This is a genomic window from Weissella thailandensis (assembly GCF_001932615.1).
Taxonomy (GTDB): Bacteria; Bacillota; Bacilli; order Lactobacillales; family Lactobacillaceae; genus Weissella; species Weissella thailandensis.
The window spans coordinates 1,818,958-1,835,906 of sequence record NZ_CP014332.1; the positions used below are offsets into that span (position 1 = coordinate 1,818,958).

The 16,949-nt window shown below is 40.7% G+C and carries 18 protein-coding genes and 1 other RNA gene; 3 read left to right on the forward strand and 16 right to left on the reverse strand.

What is annotated here, in order from left to right:
• Positions 1-259: 259 nt before the first annotated feature.
• The 16 genes from FOL01_RS09080 to abc-f form a co-directional block, all read right to left on the reverse strand.
• Positions 260-694 carry a hypothetical protein gene (locus FOL01_RS09080; protein WP_075270330.1) on the reverse strand — a complete coding sequence of 145 codons (435 nt, stop codon included), beginning with the start codon at positions 692-694 and terminating at the stop codon, positions 260-262.
• Positions 695-784: 90 nt separating this feature from the next.
• Positions 785-1,777 (reverse strand): UDP-glucose 4-epimerase GalE, encoded by a 993-nt coding sequence (galE, locus tag FOL01_RS09085; protein ID WP_075270331.1) that lies wholly within the window; start codon positions 1,775-1,777, stop codon positions 785-787.
• 39 nt (positions 1,778-1,816) lie between these two features.
• On the reverse strand, positions 1,817-2,560 hold the full coding sequence (locus tag FOL01_RS09090; protein ID WP_075270332.1) for an acyl-[acyl-carrier-protein] thioesterase: 744 nt from the start codon (positions 2,558-2,560) through the stop codon (positions 1,817-1,819).
• A complete protein-coding gene (rsmI, locus tag FOL01_RS09095) occupies positions 2,560-3,438 on the reverse strand; it encodes a 16S rRNA (cytidine(1402)-2'-O)-methyltransferase (protein ID WP_075270333.1) in 879 nt (292 codons plus the stop codon). The genes FOL01_RS09090 and rsmI overlap by 1 nt, the downstream gene beginning before the upstream one ends.
• Positions 3,435-4,439, reverse strand: a complete 1,005-nt coding sequence (gene holB, locus FOL01_RS09100) for a DNA polymerase III subunit delta' (protein WP_075270334.1) — start codon at positions 4,437-4,439, stop codon at positions 3,435-3,437. The genes rsmI and holB overlap by 4 nt, the downstream gene beginning before the upstream one ends.
• Before the next feature lie 9 nt (positions 4,440-4,448).
• Positions 4,449-4,778 (reverse strand): cyclic di-AMP receptor DarA, encoded by a 330-nt coding sequence (locus FOL01_RS09105; RefSeq protein ID WP_002828002.1) that lies wholly within the window; start codon positions 4,776-4,778, stop codon positions 4,449-4,451.
• A 14-nt stretch (positions 4,779-4,792) separates the two neighbouring features.
• Positions 4,793-5,437 (reverse strand): dTMP kinase, encoded by a 645-nt coding sequence (tmk, locus tag FOL01_RS09110; RefSeq protein ID WP_075270335.1) that lies wholly within the window; start codon positions 5,435-5,437, stop codon positions 4,793-4,795.
• Between the two features lie 135 nt (positions 5,438-5,572).
• Positions 5,573-5,836, reverse strand: coding sequence for a YaaL family protein (locus FOL01_RS09115; RefSeq protein WP_115471016.1), 264 nt, complete (start codon positions 5,834-5,836; stop codon positions 5,573-5,575).
• Positions 5,833-6,432, reverse strand: a complete 600-nt coding sequence (recR, locus tag FOL01_RS09120) for a recombination mediator RecR (RefSeq protein ID WP_075270336.1) — start codon at positions 6,430-6,432, stop codon at positions 5,833-5,835. Before recR ends, FOL01_RS09115 begins: the two co-directional genes overlap by 4 nt.
• A 25-nt stretch (positions 6,433-6,457) precedes the next feature.
• A complete protein-coding gene (locus tag FOL01_RS09125; protein ID WP_075270337.1) occupies positions 6,458-6,766 on the reverse strand; it encodes a YbaB/EbfC family nucleoid-associated protein in 309 nt (102 codons plus the stop codon).
• 24 nt (positions 6,767-6,790) lie between these two features.
• Positions 6,791-8,542 (reverse strand): DNA polymerase III subunit gamma/tau, encoded by a 1,752-nt coding sequence (gene dnaX, locus FOL01_RS09130; protein WP_075270338.1) that lies wholly within the window; start codon positions 8,540-8,542, stop codon positions 6,791-6,793.
• A gap of 206 nt (positions 8,543-8,748) precedes the next feature.
• Positions 8,749-8,834: signal recognition particle sRNA small type (gene ffs, locus FOL01_RS09135), an RNA gene on the reverse strand.
• Between the two features lie 20 nt (positions 8,835-8,854).
• Complete coding sequence (locus FOL01_RS09140) at positions 8,855-9,382, reverse strand: nucleoside deaminase (RefSeq protein ID WP_075270339.1); 528 nt, start codon at positions 9,380-9,382, stop codon at positions 8,855-8,857.
• Entirely contained in the window at positions 9,360-9,977 is a 618-nt protein-coding gene (locus tag FOL01_RS09145; protein ID WP_075270340.1) for a class I SAM-dependent methyltransferase, read from the reverse strand. The genes FOL01_RS09140 and FOL01_RS09145 overlap by 23 nt, the downstream gene beginning before the upstream one ends.
• Positions 9,978-10,004: 27 nt before the next feature.
• The gene (locus tag FOL01_RS09150) at positions 10,005-10,970 is read right to left on the reverse strand and encodes an alpha/beta hydrolase (protein ID WP_075270341.1); all 966 of its coding nucleotides are present in this window, start codon (positions 10,968-10,970) and stop codon (positions 10,005-10,007) included.
• A gap of 98 nt (positions 10,971-11,068) precedes the next feature.
• Complete coding sequence (gene abc-f / locus FOL01_RS09155) at positions 11,069-12,568, reverse strand: ribosomal protection-like ABC-F family protein (protein ID WP_075270641.1); 1,500 nt, start codon at positions 12,566-12,568, stop codon at positions 11,069-11,071.
• A gap of 328 nt (positions 12,569-12,896) precedes the next feature.
• Between abc-f and FOL01_RS09160 the strand changes: the two genes are divergently transcribed.
• The 3 genes from FOL01_RS09160 (at position 12,897) to FOL01_RS09170 (ending at position 16,939) form a co-directional block, all read left to right on the forward strand.
• The gene (locus FOL01_RS09160; protein WP_075270342.1) at positions 12,897-14,702 is read left to right on the forward strand and encodes a M3 family oligoendopeptidase; all 1,806 of its coding nucleotides are present in this window, start codon (positions 12,897-12,899) and stop codon (positions 14,700-14,702) included.
• Between the two features lie 575 nt (positions 14,703-15,277).
• Positions 15,278-16,648: a sugar porter family MFS transporter gene (locus tag FOL01_RS09165; protein ID WP_075270343.1), complete on the forward strand. Its 1,371-nt coding sequence runs from the start codon at positions 15,278-15,280 to the stop codon at positions 16,646-16,648.
• 108 nt (positions 16,649-16,756) lie between these two features.
• Positions 16,757-16,939, forward strand: a complete 183-nt coding sequence (locus FOL01_RS09170; protein ID WP_075270344.1) for a PspC domain-containing protein — start codon at positions 16,757-16,759, stop codon at positions 16,937-16,939.
• Positions 16,940-16,949 lie beyond the last annotated feature (10 nt).

The window sequence follows — 16,949 nt, forward strand, 5'->3', positions numbered from 1 at the left end:
TTGTTCGTAGCAAAGCGAAGAACAGGATTATTCTAAATTGACTTACAATGAGAATTCAGCTTTTGTGAGCACGTTTAAGCAAGAGTGTGACAAAAGGTGTTTTGAAGCCGGTATGTAACGACGGTGGCACTGTTTTTGATCGTAGCGCAGCGTAGATCAGGAATAGTGACATCTCGTTACATTGAGGCTTCAGCCTTTTGGAGCACGTTTATAGAGTGTGAACAAAAGCGGTTTGAATTAGGTTGCAAACCAATTCATATCACTTTTGTCGCCATTGCCGTACAAATAACCAAATCCCTAAGATAATAGCCACACAAACTAGAATAATATCCAAGAACTGTTTTACCCAAATCAAACTAATAAATTGAATTATAATAATAACTGGCAATAAATAAATAACATAGTTTGGTACTTGCCATGCAGATGAATCTGTCACATAATCCAATAATTTTTCACGATATAAAGGTTCAGATGAATGTGCCTGCTTATACGTCTTATATCGCCGATACATTTCTCGGCCAATTAATGCAAGATCCATGATAATCATCAATGGCAAAAAACAAATCAGAATCAAGAAAAAACCAATATGCATCTTTTCTTCCGACTGACCAAGCACAAGTAAATACATTAAACTAACACAAACCGTATATGCATACATCAGACCCGTCCGTCGTGTCGTCAAATACTCCAGCATTCCGCTACCTTTCTTAAATAAAAAAGACCAATGTCTCTGTACTTGAACGATGATTCAAGATACTTCATACATTGATCTACTGTTTACTACTTACCGATCACCATAACCATTTGGATGGGTTTGATGCCAGTTCCAAGCAGTACTAATAATTTCTTTCACATCATCATAATTAGGATCCCAACCAAGGACTTCCCGTGCCTTGTCTGATGAAGCAACCAATGAATCGGGATCACCAGCACGACGAGGAGCAACTTCAGCAGGAATTGGTTGACCAGTTGCTTCACGCGCAGCCTCAACCATTTGCTTAACTGAGAAGCCATTAGCAGATCCCAAGTTAAACTGATTTGACTCATTACCTTTAGCCAGGTAGTCCAAAGCCAACACATGCGCATCAGCCAAGTCCATCACATGTACATAGTCACGGACGTTAAATCCATCCGGCGTATTGTAATCATCACCAAACATCATAATCTTCTCACGTTGTCCCAAAGCTGTTTGCAAAATGATTGGTACCAAATGTGTCTCAGTTGGGTGATCTTCACCAATTGAACCATCAGCCTTGGCTCCCGCAACGTTAAAGTAACGCAAGGCAACCCACTTTAATCCATAAGCTTGATCAGCCCACTTCATAATGTGCTCCATTTGTAACTTTGATTCACCGTAAGGATTGATTGGATTTTGTGGTGTTGTTTCCTTAATAGGATTTTCCTTGGCCACACCATATGTTGCAGCTGTTGATGAGAAGACAATTTGCTTCACGTCAAAGTCCAACATCACTTCAAGTAAGTTAATCATACCGTACACATTGTTATCAAAGTACTTTAATGGCTTTTCAACAGACTCTGGTACGATTGAAGAAGCTGCAAAGTGAACAACTTGCTCAATATTTTCTTTTTCAAACACTTCAGTCAATGCTGCCTTATCACGAATATCAACTTCGTAAAATGGCACCCCCTCAGGTACTGAAGCACGATGCCCCGTTAACAAATTGTCAACAACGACAACATCACGATGGTCAGCTAGTAACGTAGCTACCATATGAGAACCAATGTAGCCAGCTCCCCCTAATACTAATACAGACATATCAACTCTCCTTATTGTCTTAATTACTTTTAGTTTAGCTTAATTATTGGCTGCCGTCCACTCGATTGTGGCTTCAGCTGAAAGCACATCCCCAAACCAAATCCGGTGCTTTGTGACATTATCAACAAGTTGCACTTCTGATTTAATTTTATTACCAGGTAAAACTTCGTGCTCATACTTAATGTTCATAGATGTTGGCTCATGACTTGTCAAAAATTCGACCGGTAACACATCGCTCATCCATTCAGCATATTTAGAATTATTCACATGATGATTAGAATCAATATCTAAGTACCGGACCACATATTCTTGCACATAATCAGCATCACGCGTTTCATCAAATGGTGTTACTTCAGGATCACGTGGAATTTTACGAACATGTTCTGGCTGATAAGCTTCTGCCATATCCTTTGGAATACGGGCTAACTTTCGCTTATTCATATCAATCATTGAAAATAAACCGTTCATAATCACAAGGTCATTACCGTCAGCATCAATTAATCGGTACTCACGTTTAGCAAAGAAAGGATTAAATTGCTTGGCTTTGGTAAATAAAGTGATGGTTTCACCATCTTTTGGTCGCCGTTTAATTGTGACGAGTTGTTGTAATACGACCCATCCCAATCCCTTGGCATGAGTATATTCCGGACCAATATCTAAATCAATCGCTTGTTGCGTTGAACTTAGAATTGCCAAATTATAAATCATTGGCAAACTCAATTTACCGGTGACATCTGCTTCATAGTAAACCACATCATGTGGCATACGGAATTCTACAGCCATTATTTATTCTCTCCTTGATATTTTAAATAAAGTGTTTGGCGATCAAGTGACCGTTGTTTGGCAATCTTTTTAATTGCAGCCGTTGGTTTCAAACCACTCGCTACCAATTCTTTAACCGCATCAACCGCTGACAGTTCAGCTAATGGATCTTCGTCTGATGCTTCAAGTACGTCATCATTCCCAGCAACAAGGACCACGAATTCACCACGCACCTCATTGTTGGTTGTCCAAGCAACCAATTCTGCGACCGTTCCGCGCAAAAACTCTTCATAACGTTTGGTAAGTTCGCGAGCTAATACAACTTGTCGCTCAGCACCAAATGCTTTTTCAATAGACTGCAAGGTCTTACCTAGACGGTGAGGAGCCTCATAAAAAATCATTGTTTCCCGATGTGCTTTGAGCGTTTCAAGCTCACGCAATTGTTCTTTTGGTTTCCGTGGTAAAAATCCATAGAACATAAACGGCTGTGGTGCCAAGCCAGATGCAATCAATGCTGTTATACCTGCACTGGCACCAGGAATAGGCACGACTGGTACATCAGCTAAAATAGCGGCTTTCACCAATTCATGACCAGGATCTGATATTGACGGCATCCCCGCATCTGACACCTGCGCGATACTCTCCCCTGCTTGAAGACGCGCAACTAATTCCGGGATACGTGTTTCTTTATTGTGTTCGTGAAAAGAGATTTGCTTCGTTGTAATTTCAAACTGATTCAGCAATTGTTGTGTATGCCGCGTATCTTCAGCAGCAATCACATCCGCCGCTTGCATGACTTGAATTGAACGGTTGGTCATATCTCCAAGATTCCCAATGGGTGTTGGTACTAGATATAAAGTACCAATCGTCTGTTTGCCAAAACTCTTCTGTTGTTTCATGATAAACCTGCTAACTTAAATTGACTTTCCAGTATCGTTGCTTCTAATGTTGTTTGAAAATTAATGTTCTTTTCTAAGCGCTGTGGAGCTGCTAATACGATGCTAATGACAGCCAATAACGTTTCTGTTTTAAAGTGCTGGGCAGCATTTGCCCACTCATCTGTAAAACGGCTATCCTGCACCCCTGTTTTTAACAATAGTATATCGCGCCAAGCTTGTCCCAACATCATCAATAAGGTCTTATTGTGTGCCGCATCCAATGCCAACGGGACATAAACCGTTTGCACTAAAGTAAAAGCTTGGTCGGAATTTTTTAATATCATTGATACTAAATCAATCGTTGCCTGAGTGGCATGTTCAAACCAATCGTCAGTCAACCATTCTTCAGCAACAACTGTACTATCCGTTAATGATTGTACCAAGGGGATCTGTTTTGCCGTATAACCCATCGCCAACAATTCTTCTTTAAACTGTTCATCGCTCACCGCTGAAAAATTAATCACTTGTGTTCGTGAAATAATTGTCGGTAAGATTTGCGACCGATTTTCAGCAATCAAAATAGCTGTTTGCCCTTGGGCTGGCTCTTCAATAAACTTCAATAAACCATTGGCAGCACTAGTCGTCATCGTATCAGCGCCTGCAACAATGAAAATTTTTTGTTGACCTTCTACAGCCGTTTTTGTAAATTCATCCTTCAAAAAACGCACTTGATCGACCTTAATACTTTTACCATCGGGCTGTACCTCAATGACATCGGGATGTTCATGTTGCATAATTCGCTGACATTGATCACATGTACCATCAGGTTGTCCATCAGGCGTAACATGTTGACACATCAAGCGCATGGCTAGCCAATCCGCAACCAGTTCTTGCCCCCGACCAGCTGGTCCAGTAAATAAAAAAGCGTGAGCAAGCTGTTGACTTGCTAACGCCTTTTGTAGTTGCGCAATCAATTGGGGCTGTAACGCCATAACGCGTGTAATTAATTCTTTGGCGTTCATGAGCACCTCTTAGAAGCGGTGGAATTGTTCAACATCTTGAACAAACACCGTCGCACCACCAACTTGAACTTCCATTGGTGTGGCAGCTGTTGATTCCATTGACACATCAAGACTAACTGCTGGTGTCATAAATTGCTTACGTGTATGTGATGTATCATGGATCAAATCCAATACCTCTTGTACGCGGTCATCTTCAATACCAATCATAAAAGTTGTGTTTCCAGAGCGAAGGAAACCACCGGATGTTGCTAGTCGTGTTGCGCGAACATTTGCCTTCACAAACTTGCCACCTAATTTATTAGCATCCTTGTCTTGTACAATTGCGATAATCATCTTCATAATGTGGAAACCTCCTAGTCATGCATACCAAGTATTGGCATCAATGCTGTCCATGTATCTGTTATAACATCAGCCAAGTCTTGCTCGGCATTAATAATTAGAAACCGTTCTGGATATTGCGCTGCCAACTGATGATAAGCATCCGTTACCCGTTGATGAAATGATAGTGCTTCAACATCTAAACGATTGATCTCATCTTGACGGTTTTCCTGAATTCTTTGTAGCCCAACTTCAGGACGAATATCTAAGTAAACAGTTGCTGTGGGCATTACGCCTTTGGTGGCAAACTGATTAATCGTTGTCACTGACTTAATCCCCAAATCACGACCACCACCTTGATAGGCAATGGAACTGTCGACGTAACGATCACTGACAACAACCTTGTCAGCTGCTAATGCTGGCAAGACCGTGTCAACTAAATGTTGCCGACGTGACGCTGCATAGAGTAAGGCTTCCGTCCAAGCGTCCATGCTGGGCAAATTAGGATCTAAAACCAAGTCACGAATCGCTTCAGCAACTTGGCTATCTTTGCCGCCTGGTTCTCTTGTTAAAACTAACCTATCACCTAGTAACGGCGTCAACCTTTGCACGATTGCTCGTAGCACCGATGTTTTCCCCGCGCCATCAGGACCCTCAAATGTGATAAATGTCCCTGACATGTATTCACCGCTTTCTAATTATTCTATATTTTTTATTATACCAAAAAGAAGCCGATACAAAATAGTTTCGACCCCTTATTTAGTAAATTACCCAAAAAAATAGTAATTTTATATACCCTTTGTTATCTTTTTACATTACTCAGGATGAACAAATGCAGTTGACCAATGACCCTTCATACCTCTTTGGCGGGCAGCACGTAGTAAAAAGAAATACTTTTGCTTTGCTTTGGCCGTCTCTGCTTTAATCATCCGTGGGGCAATATCGCTTTCAAACATAGCTGTCTCAGAATTACGCGCTTTTTCATACTCGTATTTCGCATGCTCGATAGCGTCTGACAACCGTTTATCATAGGCTTGTTGGTCAAATTTTGGACGCTTACTATGTAACTTAAATATCACAGCTGTGTCCTCCCTTCAACCGCCTTAATTAATGTAATTTGATCAGCATAATCAATATCACTACCAACTGATAGTCCCGTCGCTAATCTCGATACTTTGATTCCTGCCGGTTTTAGTAACCGCGACAGATACATGGCTGTTGCCTCTCCCTCAGCGTTAGCATTGGTTGCAACAATCACTTCTTGAATCGTTTCGTCTTTTTGCAAGCGGTTAACCAGCGTCTCAATATTGATATCATCTGGTCCCTTACCCTCAAGCGGTGATAAGACGCCATGTAAGACATGGTACAAGCCACGATATTCGCCCGTATTTTCAATCGCCATTAAATCTTTCACTTCGGCAACCACTAGTACTTGGCTCTGATCACGACTGTCATCTGAACAAATCACACACGGATCCGTTTCGGTTAAGTTACCACATACCGAACAGAATTGTAGATCGCGCTTTGCAGAAATCAACGATTGCGCAAAACTAGTAACATCTTCCTCTGGCATGTCGATTGTATAAAACGCTAATCGTGTTGCAGTCTTTATGCCAATACCTGGTAATTTTGTATAACTATCAATTAATTTTGCAATCGGCTCTGGATACTGCATACGTCCGCCTTCTTTCTACAGCCTTTTAGAACATACCCTTTGGTGCAAATTGTCCCAAACGCTTTTGTGAATCTTGATCAATTTGCTTCAACGCATCATTTACGGCAACAATGACCATGTCTGATAGGCTATCCACATCTTCTGGATCAACAACTTCTTCCTTGATTTGTAGATCCTTTAGTTCACGATCACCGTTAAATGTCGCTAAAACTAAATCTGATGGTGCATGACCGACATATTCAGTCTTAGCAATGTCAGCTTGCTCATCTTCCATTTGCTTTTGCATCTTCTTAGCTTGCTTCATCATTTGTTGCATATTTTGTCCACCGAACATTTATCATTTCCTCATTTCTTATATTTAATCATCAATTTCTTCGACAATTCCTGCATCAAAAATTGTTTTTGCTTCTGTTACTAGGTTATCTTCTGTCGTATCCGCTTCTTCAACATCTGGATTAACTGCTGGCGTTTGTTGCTTATGCTTTGGCAATTGCGCAACAAACTTTGAACGTAATACCGGCCAACTTTCCGTTGTAATAAAGACTAACTGACGCTCATGCTGTGCTTGTGTTAATTCACGAATTTGTGTGACCATTGTCTGCAATAAATCAGCCTTACGCATCGCATTGACCCGAATGACATCAAAATCAAAGGCAACAACTAGACCATTACTTGATGCTGCAATAGGGCGTGAAACATTTAGCATCGCCTGCTCAGGCACTGGCAACATATTAATCATGTCACCCCAAATCGCTGTTACCCGATCTAAATCGCCGCGAGTAGCTTCAGACAAAACGCTAAACACTGCCGCTTGGTCTTCACTAACATGTGGTGCAACTCGTGTCTTTTGGCTAGTCATTAGTGCTGATTCTGGCGCTGGCTGAGAACCTTCCTGATCAAGAGCCACTGATTGTGCTGGTTCAGCTGCTGAACTAGGTGTTGGTTGTTGCTTCGATGACTGACGGTCTGGTTCCACAGCCGCAGCAGTGTGATCGACTGTTGGCGAAGCTGACGGAACAGCTTGGCCTTGACCTTGACCAACCGGTTGACTCAATTTAACAGTCAACACTTCAAGATAAATAGCAGGCCGGTTCGTAAATCGTAATTGTTGCTGTGTATTATTCAGCGTATCAATCATGTTGTACCAGATATTTGCCGATTGCGTTTTTGCTAACTGCGTAAACGTCTCATCTGGTACCAGCGTCACCAACTCAGGCGCTTCAGTATACAGCAATAAATCACGCGCATAACTAATCAAATCTTCCACAAAACGATTGGCGTCTTTACCTTCATCCAAAACTTCAGACAACTTTGCTAACCCTTGCTTGGTATTTTGGTTAACGACGGCTTCAACGTACTTACCAAGTAACGTCTGGGTAACTGATCCGGTGACTAACAAGGCATTTTCCAATGTCACATGGCCGTCACCAAACGATAAGGCCTGATCTAAAATAGTTAATGCATCACGCATCCCCCCGTCAGCCGCATTGGCAATCACTTTCAACGCCGCTTCATCATACGTATTGCCACGTTGATCCAGGATATAAATCATCCGTTCATACGCTGATTGCGCGTTGATTCGCTTAAAATCAAAACGTTGCGTACGTGAAATGATAGTTGCCGGGATTTTCTGTGGCTCAGTCGTTGCCAAAATAAAAATAACGTTAGCAGGTGGCTCTTCCAGTGTTTTTAACAAGGCATTAAAGGCACCGGTCGACAGCATGTGCACCTCATCGATAATATATACTTTATATTTTGCCTGTGTTGGTGCATAAGTCACATCTTCACGAATTTCACGAATCTCATCGACACCATTATTTGATGCCGCATCCAGTTCAATAATGTCGCCAAGTGTACCATTATCAGCCGCCTGACAAATTTCACAAGTACCATCTGGTTCACCATCCACGGGGTGTAAACAATTAATCGCCTTCGCAAAAATCTTGGCCGCTGAGGTTTTACCCGTTCCCCTAGGGCCATTGAACAAATAAGCATGAGTTATTTGTCCAGTAATAATGGCATTTTTTAAAGTCTTGGTCACGATTTCCTGACCAATCATATCGCTAAATTTTTGTGGACGCCATGTCCGATATAACGCCTGATATGCCATGACTTGTGACCCCTTTCTCATCAGCTATTTTTCACTGACCTATTTGTAACTATCATTAATAATAATATCAGAAAACGCCTTGTGATAACAGTTGACTTTTAGACTTTTGACACGTGTTTATGCTAAAAATTTTTGGAACATAAACAACAAAATTTTAAACAAAAAGAGACCAGAACATTTTTAGTTCCAGTCTCTACTAAATTTCTTAAGAAGTGAAGCACAATACACGGTCTCCTTAGTGCTGCTGCCTTCCGACCCTGACACAATTCGAAGTGCGCATTTGCCCCACGAACTATATTATAGCAAGGAATTTCATTTTTGACCAGTATTTTCTGCAGCCAAATGTCGTGCCCGCTTCTCAGCCTTTTTTCGCTTTCTAACTGCCTTAAAAAATTGTTTTAGTAAGGCACTCGCTTCATCAGCGCGTACGCCTGCATGAACATTTACTTGATGATTTAGGCGTGTATCACTCAACAATTCATACATTGACGTGACACCACCAGCTTTAGGATCAGCTGCACCATAATAAACATCTGTAATTCTGGTTTGCTGAATCAAACCTGCGCACATAATACAAGGTTCTAATGTCACAAACAATTGTGTCTCCGGTAATCGCCATGAATGTAACTGCCGGTTAGCTTCTATAATTGCTTGGTATTCAGCATGTTGACTACCATCCTGCATATGCTCACGTAAATTAAATGCATGACTAACGACCTGACCATCTTGGACAACGATCGCCCCAATCGGAACTTCGCCGATAACAGCGGCCTTACGCGCCTCAGCTAATGCAAGACCCATAAAATAGTTAACTTGATCAGTTGTTAACGGTGCCGACATAGCTACTCTCCAAAATGTAATATCCTTTATCTTTGGCAATTGTTTTCACATTCCCAAACAATTCAGCCATTAGCTTTTTGGCAGATGGTGCGCCCTGTTTCTTTTGTAAGACAACCGTCAATGTCCCACCGGTAACCAGGTGGTCCACTGCACCACTAATCATGTCCGTCACAATTTCCTTACCAGCTCGAACTGGTGGGTTAGTCAAAATTGCGGCAAACTTTCCTGATACATGCTCATACCGATCAGACTGTATTGCGGTAATTTGTTGCCCAACCTGATTCTGTTCAGCATTACGGGCAACTAACTCCACGGCACGCTCATTAATTTCAGCAGCAACAAATTCACGATTTGGCATGACCTTCGCCAAACTAACTGCCACTGGTCCATAGCCGGCACCAAGATCCAAAATTTTTCCTGCTGGAATATTTTGATTAAATGCCGTCAACATTGTACGCGTCCCGTAGTCAACCGTTCCTTTTGAAAAAACACCTGCATCGGTCGTAAATGTTACTGGATCGTCAAACAACGAAAACGTCCAAGTATGTTCATCATGTGCTGTTGTTGGATTTGCTGTGTAATAGTGTTCAGCCATAATATTCCTTTCTTATTTAATTTTTCTCTATTTAAAGTACATATTCAAAAACTTCTGCACAGTTGCCTCATACTTTACTGGATCGGTGCGATATGATTCCACGTGCGCAGCGCCTGGTACCAAATATTTTTCTTTTGGCCCATTACTTGCTTCATAGACAGGCTTCAGAAACTTCGTTGGTACAAATTTATCATTATCACCATGAATAAAAAGCATTGGTCGCTTGTTTTGTGCCAATAACTTTTCTGCATCAGCTTCACCATAACTATAACCAGCTAATACTTTTGAATATCCTGAAACAACCGGGATAAGGATATTTGCTAACCAATCTGGCAGCCCATACATATTGCCGGCTTCATAATGTAACTCATCGGCCACAGATGTATACCCAGAGTCCTCAACATAAGCCTGAACCTGTTTTGGTGGGTTCATACCAGACAACATCATGGTGGTTGCGCCACCCATCGATGCACCCATCACAGTAATTTGACTTTGTTTACCATTTTTGGCAATTACTTCGTTGATCCACCCTTTGTAATCTTTCGCATCGAGATACCCATAACCAATATACTTACCTTCAGACTTACCGGCCGCACGGTTATCAGGCATCAACACATTATAACCCATGCGATGGAACATCTCACCATATGGTGCCATGGCTTTATGATCAACACCAAATCCATGAATCACAATCACTGTTTTATTAGTTGCTTGTGTCGCCGGTAAGTATGAGCCGACTAATTTTGTGCCATCTTTAGCTTTTAAATGCCATGTTTTTGTATCAGCAGCTAGCCATTTCTGTTGTTGCGGATACAACGGATTCTTCTTGCTAACCAAACCACTACCAACAAAATCCTTTTCTGCTCTTACTTCCGCCACGTGAAAGAAATAACCACCAGCGCCCAGGACAGCTGCACCAACAATCACTACTAATGTTGTTGCGACTGTCCATATTTTTCTTTTGCGAGACCATTTTTTATGTTGTTTTACCATTTTTAAATCCTTATCTTATACCTACGAAACTCACTCAACGTATTATATCATAAGGATTTAGCTGCTTTCTGCATCACTACAAAATTTACAATTTATATTTATTTCCCATGGAGTTTTATCACTTGTGTCGCGATATTATTTATAAAAGTTTTGTCATGCTCAATAATCAGCATCGTGGGTTTCACTAGTTTAATCACCTGCTCTAATTGCTCGTGATTAAAAACATCCAAATAGTTCAATGGTTCATCCCAAATAAACAATTCGGCTGGAGTTGCTAGTGATTTAGCCAACTCGACTCGCTTACGTTGTCCCATACTCATATCTTCAATTCGATTTTCAAACACCTGGCGCTCTAATCCTAATTTATGTAGGTTGTTTAGCAATTCTTCATAAACCAAATGATGCTCTTGGGCAAATTCAGGTAATGTCCCATGATTATCCTCATAATTTTGTCGAACATAACTAATCGGTATATTTTGAGCTAAATCAACGCTGCCTCTTGCCTGGCCACTAAACGTTCCCAATAAATAATGAATAATTGAGGATTTTCCCGAACCATTTGGTCCTTGCAGTGCAATTCGCTGCCCTGTCTCTAATTGAAAAGAAACCGGTTGAAATAATGCTTGATTGTCATAACCTAGCTGTAAATTTTCAACTACTAGTAGCCGCCTATGATAGCTCGATTTAACATTCATTATCAGCGAATCAGTCGTTTCGATTTCTTTAAGTAACTTTTCTTTTGATTCAATCCGTTGTTCCATATGGTTAACCAACGTTTTTGAACGTTTCATTGTCCGTGCAGCTCGTGCACCGATAGCCCCAGTGTCAAAAATCGCGCCACTCCCTTTTACATTCGGCTTGCCATATTTATCTCTTTCTCGTCCGCGTGACCATTCTGCTTTTTCAGCAGCTGTTTGCTTTAACCGGCTAATCTCTGATTTTAACTTTTTATTCTGTTCTATTTCATAATTATCTCGAATAGCTTTCTGTTTTTCATAAACAGAAAAATTTCCTTGATATAGCATCAGTTGCTGCTTTTCAATGGCAACCACATGGTCAACGACCTCATCAACAAATGATCGATCATGACTCACTAATATAAAGCCCTGATTTTTTGCCTTCAAATACTTTGCTACCTGTTGTCTTGACCGTTGATCCAAATGATTTGTTGGTTCGTCAATCAATGGAAAGGGTTGATCATCACTGAAAAGCAGCGCTAGTAATGCCTTTGTTTGTTCACCACCCGAAAGACTATCAAATGGTCGCCACAAAATATTTGGATCTGCTTGTAATAAATTTAATTCTTTCTCTATCCGCCAGCTCTCAATATCATTCTGTTCAGTCAGAACAAAATAAGTCAGTTGCGTGCCATCTTTGATTGGTTGTGGAAAATAATTGAAAGCTGTTTGATGGACGATACTCCCCTGATAAGGGTATGCACCCATGATCAACTTTAGCAACGTTGTTTTACCACGACCATTACGACCAATCAAAGCTAATTTCCAATTTGTGTCAATGATTAAATTGGTTTGATCAAACAACAACTGAGTTTGATTACCAAAACCAAAAGTTAACTTTTTTAATTCAATTGTGCTCATATTGTTACCCCATTTAAATAAATCAGGTAGTAAAAATAACATAGAGCGCACAAAAAAAGCCGCCCATGAAGTCACCATACCACCTGAAAATGCCGACACTACCCCATTAAATATGGGATTAGTCGTTTTGCAATTTCAACCTGGTATTAATTCTTCAATGGACAGCCCTCACTTTTCGTATTTATGAGCTATAGATTAGCATATGTATCATGTAGAGTCAAAATATAAACCCGTGCCAACACAATCAACAGCTCTTTAACCTCCATATACTCATCCCCCTATTTATGCTAAAATAATTAAAATAATATGAGATTAACGGAGAGATAAAATGACATATTCATTAAACTGGGATTTAGATCCTATCTACCCTGGTGGTATCGAATCACCTGAATTTGCAGATAAATTATTACTACTAGCACATCAAATCACTGATTTAAAAAATAATGTTGCTACTTATGATGTCAAAGAAGACGATGATTTTTCAGGCTTTGCTAAGCTCGTTGATGACAACCAAGTTATCTTTTCCGGCCTACGCACAGCTGCTTTGTTCGTCAATGCCTTATCAGCAGCTGACTATACAAACCCCGCTTATCGTCCTTATCAAACAAAAGTTTCTGAGTTGGATGTTGCCTACCAGGCTGCCTTAAATGCATTTGCCAAGTTACTAACAACATTCTCAGACGCAGAATTTAAACAAGCTGTCGCTGAAAAAAGTGTCGCACCCGTTGCTTTTTATCTGAATGAATTACGCTCACAAGCTGACCGTTTATTAGATGATCAGACCGAAGAATTATTGAATACCTTGAAACTTGATAGTCTTAAGGCTTGGTCAGAGCACTACGATACCATCAGTGCTGGCTTGACCATGACTTATACCGATGAAAATGGTGAACAACAAGAATTGTCTGCTGGTCAAGCTTTGAACAGAATCGATGATTATCCTGACGATGAGACACGCGCCGAAATCATGCACCAATATGAGCAAATGTGGGGAAGCGCTGAGAACTTGGCTGCAGATACCCTCAACCATTTGGCAGGTTCTCGTTTAACAGAACAAAAAGCACATGGCTACAAGGATTTTCTTGAGGAACCGCTTGAATTAAATCGGATGTCTCGTGAAACCTTGGAGACGATGTGGCAAGTTGTCGATGATAACAAAGATATGTTTAAAGCTTACTTTGAACGTAAAGCAGAATTATTAGGATTAGACAAAATCGGTTGGCAAGACCAATCAGCACCCATTACAAAATTAGGTGACTATGAACCAACAACCATGACCTATGACGAAGCCGCTGACTTTATCATTAAGAATTTTGGTAAGTACTCTCCTAAAATGGCCGCTTTTGCGCAACATGCGTTTGAAAACCAATGGATTGAAGCTGAAAACCGTCAAGGTAAAACCCCTGGTGCTTGGATGGAAAGTGTTCCTGACATTCGTGAGTCTCGTATCATTACTACCTTTACCGGTTCTGTCAATGATTCGGCAACAATTGCTCACGAAATCGGTCATGGCTTCCACACCTCTGTATTAACTGATTTGCCTGTTTGGCGCGATTCTTATGCGATGAATGTTGCTGAAACCGCATCAACCTTTGCCGAAATGTTGATTGCTGATGCCAATGTACAAAATGCCAAGTCAGATGCCGAAAAAGTTGTTTTGCTTAATGCAAAGATGGATAATCCCATTGCGATGTTCTTAAACATCCGCACGCGTTTCTTATTCGAAAAGAGTTTCTACGAAGAACGTGGAGGTGGTTTTGTGCCGGCTTCACGATTAAACGAATTAATGGATGATGCACAAAAGCAAGCCTTTGGTGGTATTTTGGATGAACGTCACCCACACTTCTGGGCATCTAAGTTACACTTCTATATTGATGATGTCCCATTCTACAACTTCCCATATACCTTTGGTTACCTATTCAGCCAGGGAATTTATGCCTGGGCACAAACACAAGATAATTTTGAGGAAGCCTATATCTCACTATTACGTGATACAGCAAATATGACGACCGAAGAATTAGCTAAGAAGCACCTCGGTGTTGACCTAACAAAACCAGACTTTTGGCAGGCTGGCGCTGATTTAGTGAAAAAAGATATCGACGAGTTCCTGCGCCTGTCAGAACAATTTGTTTAATCAGAGTGTGAATCAAAGTGGTTTGAATTCGGTGTGTAACGTTGTTTGGGCTGTTTCTGGCCGAAGCAACGCGTAGGACGGGAAGAGTCCATACGGCGTTACATTGAGAATTCAGTTTTGTGAACACGTTTAATCAGAGTGTGACAAAAGATGCTTTGAAGCCGGTGTGTAACGACGGTGGCACGGTTTTTGATCGTAGCGCAGCGTAGATCAGGAACAGTGACATCTCGTTACATTGAGGCTTCAGTCTTTTGGAACACGTTTATGCAGAGTGTGAATCAAAGCGGTTTGAAGCCGAGTGTAACGTTGTTCCAATCACAAATTTAGAAAGCTTTTAACTAGTCGAAGAGACCCGGGTATTTTTACCCAAATCTCTTCGACTTTTTTCATTTATACTTTCATATCCGCACCACACATTTTTAATTTTCATTTAAGTTTCGTGTTATTACACTAATAAGTAGAAATTGTTAACTTCTGACAAGTATTGTCATACTTTCATCACTTGTTTAATACTTCATAACAATGGTTTATGTAATTATTTATTGAATGAATTTTTGAAAGGAAGTGTATTAATTTTGCATAAAGAGAAATCTGGTCCGAAAAAGAATAATCCGTTTTTGAGTTATACCTCATATGTGATTGCTTTGGGTGGTTTTCTATTTGGTTACGATACTGGGGTGATTAATGGGGCATTAACCTTCATTAATCGGCCTGATCAATTGGGGGCGTCACCAACTCTGCAAGGCTTAATTTCTAGTGCCCTCGTACTTGGCTGTATGTTTGGTGCATTAGCAAACACAACCCTTGCCGATAAGCTCGGACGTAAACGATTATTACAGTGGGTGGCCGCTATCTTTACGGTAGCAACCCTCGCTTGTGCTTTGTCCGTTAATGCATGGATGCTGATTATCTCGCGATTCATTCTTGGCTTATCTGTTGGTTGCGCATCCAGTTTATCGCCATTGTATCTAAATGAAGTTTCTCCAGAAACGTTAGAAGCTCAGAATGTTAACAAAAATGCCATTGGTATTGTTCTTGGGCAATTAGCCGCCTTTACTGTCAATGCCATTCTGGGAACTATTTGGCCTGATTGGCATCCAATCTGGCGAATTATGATGTTGGCGGCTGCCATCCCCGCAATTTTACTCTGGATAGCATCATCAAAAATACCAAACAGTCCATTTTGGTATTTGTTACAACAGAAGCGTGACCATGCGCGTCATATCTTCAAAGAACTTGGATTCTCCAAAAACGATATTCATGAAAATGTCATCGAAGCAAAGGAATCAGTAAAACAGGGTGACAAAGCCGATTGGCATCAGATTTTTTCATCAAAATCTGCTCTTTACTTACTAGGTGCTGGTATTACGGTTGGTTTTATTCAACAAGCATCTGGTATTAATACGGTCATGTACTACGGTTCTGTCATTCTTGAAAAAGTTGGTCTGGGATCTGGTGGCTCATTGTATGGAAACGTGCTAATTGGTGTCGTTTCTTCATTAGCCATTTTTGTTGGTAAACCAGTTGTAGAGCGTTTATCACCCTACCGTTTATTAACTATTGGCCTAATTGCCAACGTATTTAGTTTAGGACTATTGAGCTGGGTAATGAAAACATCACCACTAGCAGCATCAATGAATAATATATTAGTATTAATTATATTGTCATTCTTTTTGGCTACTCAACAAGGTTTAGTCAGTCCAACAACTTGGTTACTACTATCTGAAATGTTCCCACAGCAATTAAAAACAACTTTTAACGCCATTGGTACAGCCATGACTTGGTTGACAAACTTCGTCATTAGCTTGATTTTCCCAATGCTGATTGCGGCACAAGGAACAGCTGGCGTCTTTATCATATTCACATTTGCAAATCTAGGCTGCATTTTCTTAGCAACGTTATTTGCAAATTCACGACTGGTTAAACGTGCTGCTGCAAAATTTTAAAATAAACATTACTTAATCTACTAAAGCCCCATAGGTAAGAGTCAAATCACCCTATTTCTGTCATATTACGTTATACTTAGGGAAAGGCTTCACAAGGAGGGAATACAAATGAATCTATATCGTTCAAAAAATCATCGTATTTTTGCTGGTGTTATTGGCGGAATAGCTGAGCGTTTCGGTTGGAGCGTTGCTTTACTTCGTTTGATTTGGGTTCTATTGACCCTGACACCGGTGCCTGGTCTAATTATTTATCTTGTTCTTTGGATGGTTCTACCCGAAAGAGAAGACTAGTTAGTTAATT

Coding starts and splice junctions, on each gene's coding strand:
- FOL01_RS09160 (WP_075270342.1), top strand. CDS start 12,897: ATGACATATTCATTAAACTGGGATTTAGATCCTATCTACCCTGGTGGT.
- recR (WP_075270336.1), bottom strand. CDS start 6,432: ATGCAGTATCCAGAGCCGATTGCAAAATTAATTGATAGTTATACAAAA.
- FOL01_RS09125 (WP_075270337.1), bottom strand. CDS start 6,766: ATGTTCGGTGGACAAAATATGCAACAAATGATGAAGCAAGCTAAGAAG.
- FOL01_RS09080 (WP_075270330.1), bottom strand. CDS start 694: ATGCTGGAGTATTTGACGACACGACGGACGGGTCTGATGTATGCATAT.
- tmk (WP_075270335.1), bottom strand. CDS start 5,437: ATGTCAGGGACATTTATCACATTTGAGGGTCCTGATGGCGCGGGGAAA.
- holB (WP_075270334.1), bottom strand. CDS start 4,439: ATGAACGCCAAAGAATTAATTACACGCGTTATGGCGTTACAGCCCCAA.
- rsmI (WP_075270333.1), bottom strand. CDS start 3,438: ATGAAACAACAGAAGAGTTTTGGCAAACAGACGATTGGTACTTTATAT.
- FOL01_RS09150 (WP_075270341.1), bottom strand. CDS start 10,970: ATGGTAAAACAACATAAAAAATGGTCTCGCAAAAGAAAAATATGGACA.
- FOL01_RS09170 (WP_075270344.1), top strand. CDS start 16,757: ATGAATCTATATCGTTCAAAAAATCATCGTATTTTTGCTGGTGTTATT.
- abc-f (WP_075270641.1), bottom strand. CDS start 12,568: ATGAGCACAATTGAATTAAAAAAGTTAACTTTTGGTTTTGGTAATCAA.
- FOL01_RS09090 (WP_075270332.1), bottom strand. CDS start 2,560: ATGGCTGTAGAATTCCGTATGCCACATGATGTGGTTTACTATGAAGCA.
- dnaX (WP_075270338.1), bottom strand. CDS start 8,542: ATGGCATATCAGGCGTTATATCGGACATGGCGTCCACAAAAATTTAGC.
- galE (WP_075270331.1), bottom strand. CDS start 1,777: ATGTCTGTATTAGTATTAGGGGGAGCTGGCTACATTGGTTCTCATATG.
- FOL01_RS09145 (WP_075270340.1), bottom strand. CDS start 9,977: ATGGCTGAACACTATTACACAGCAAATCCAACAACAGCACATGATGAA.
- FOL01_RS09140 (WP_075270339.1), bottom strand. CDS start 9,382: ATGTCGGCACCGTTAACAACTGATCAAGTTAACTATTTTATGGGTCTT.
- FOL01_RS09105 (WP_002828002.1), bottom strand. CDS start 4,778: ATGAAGATGATTATCGCAATTGTACAAGACAAGGATGCTAATAAATTA.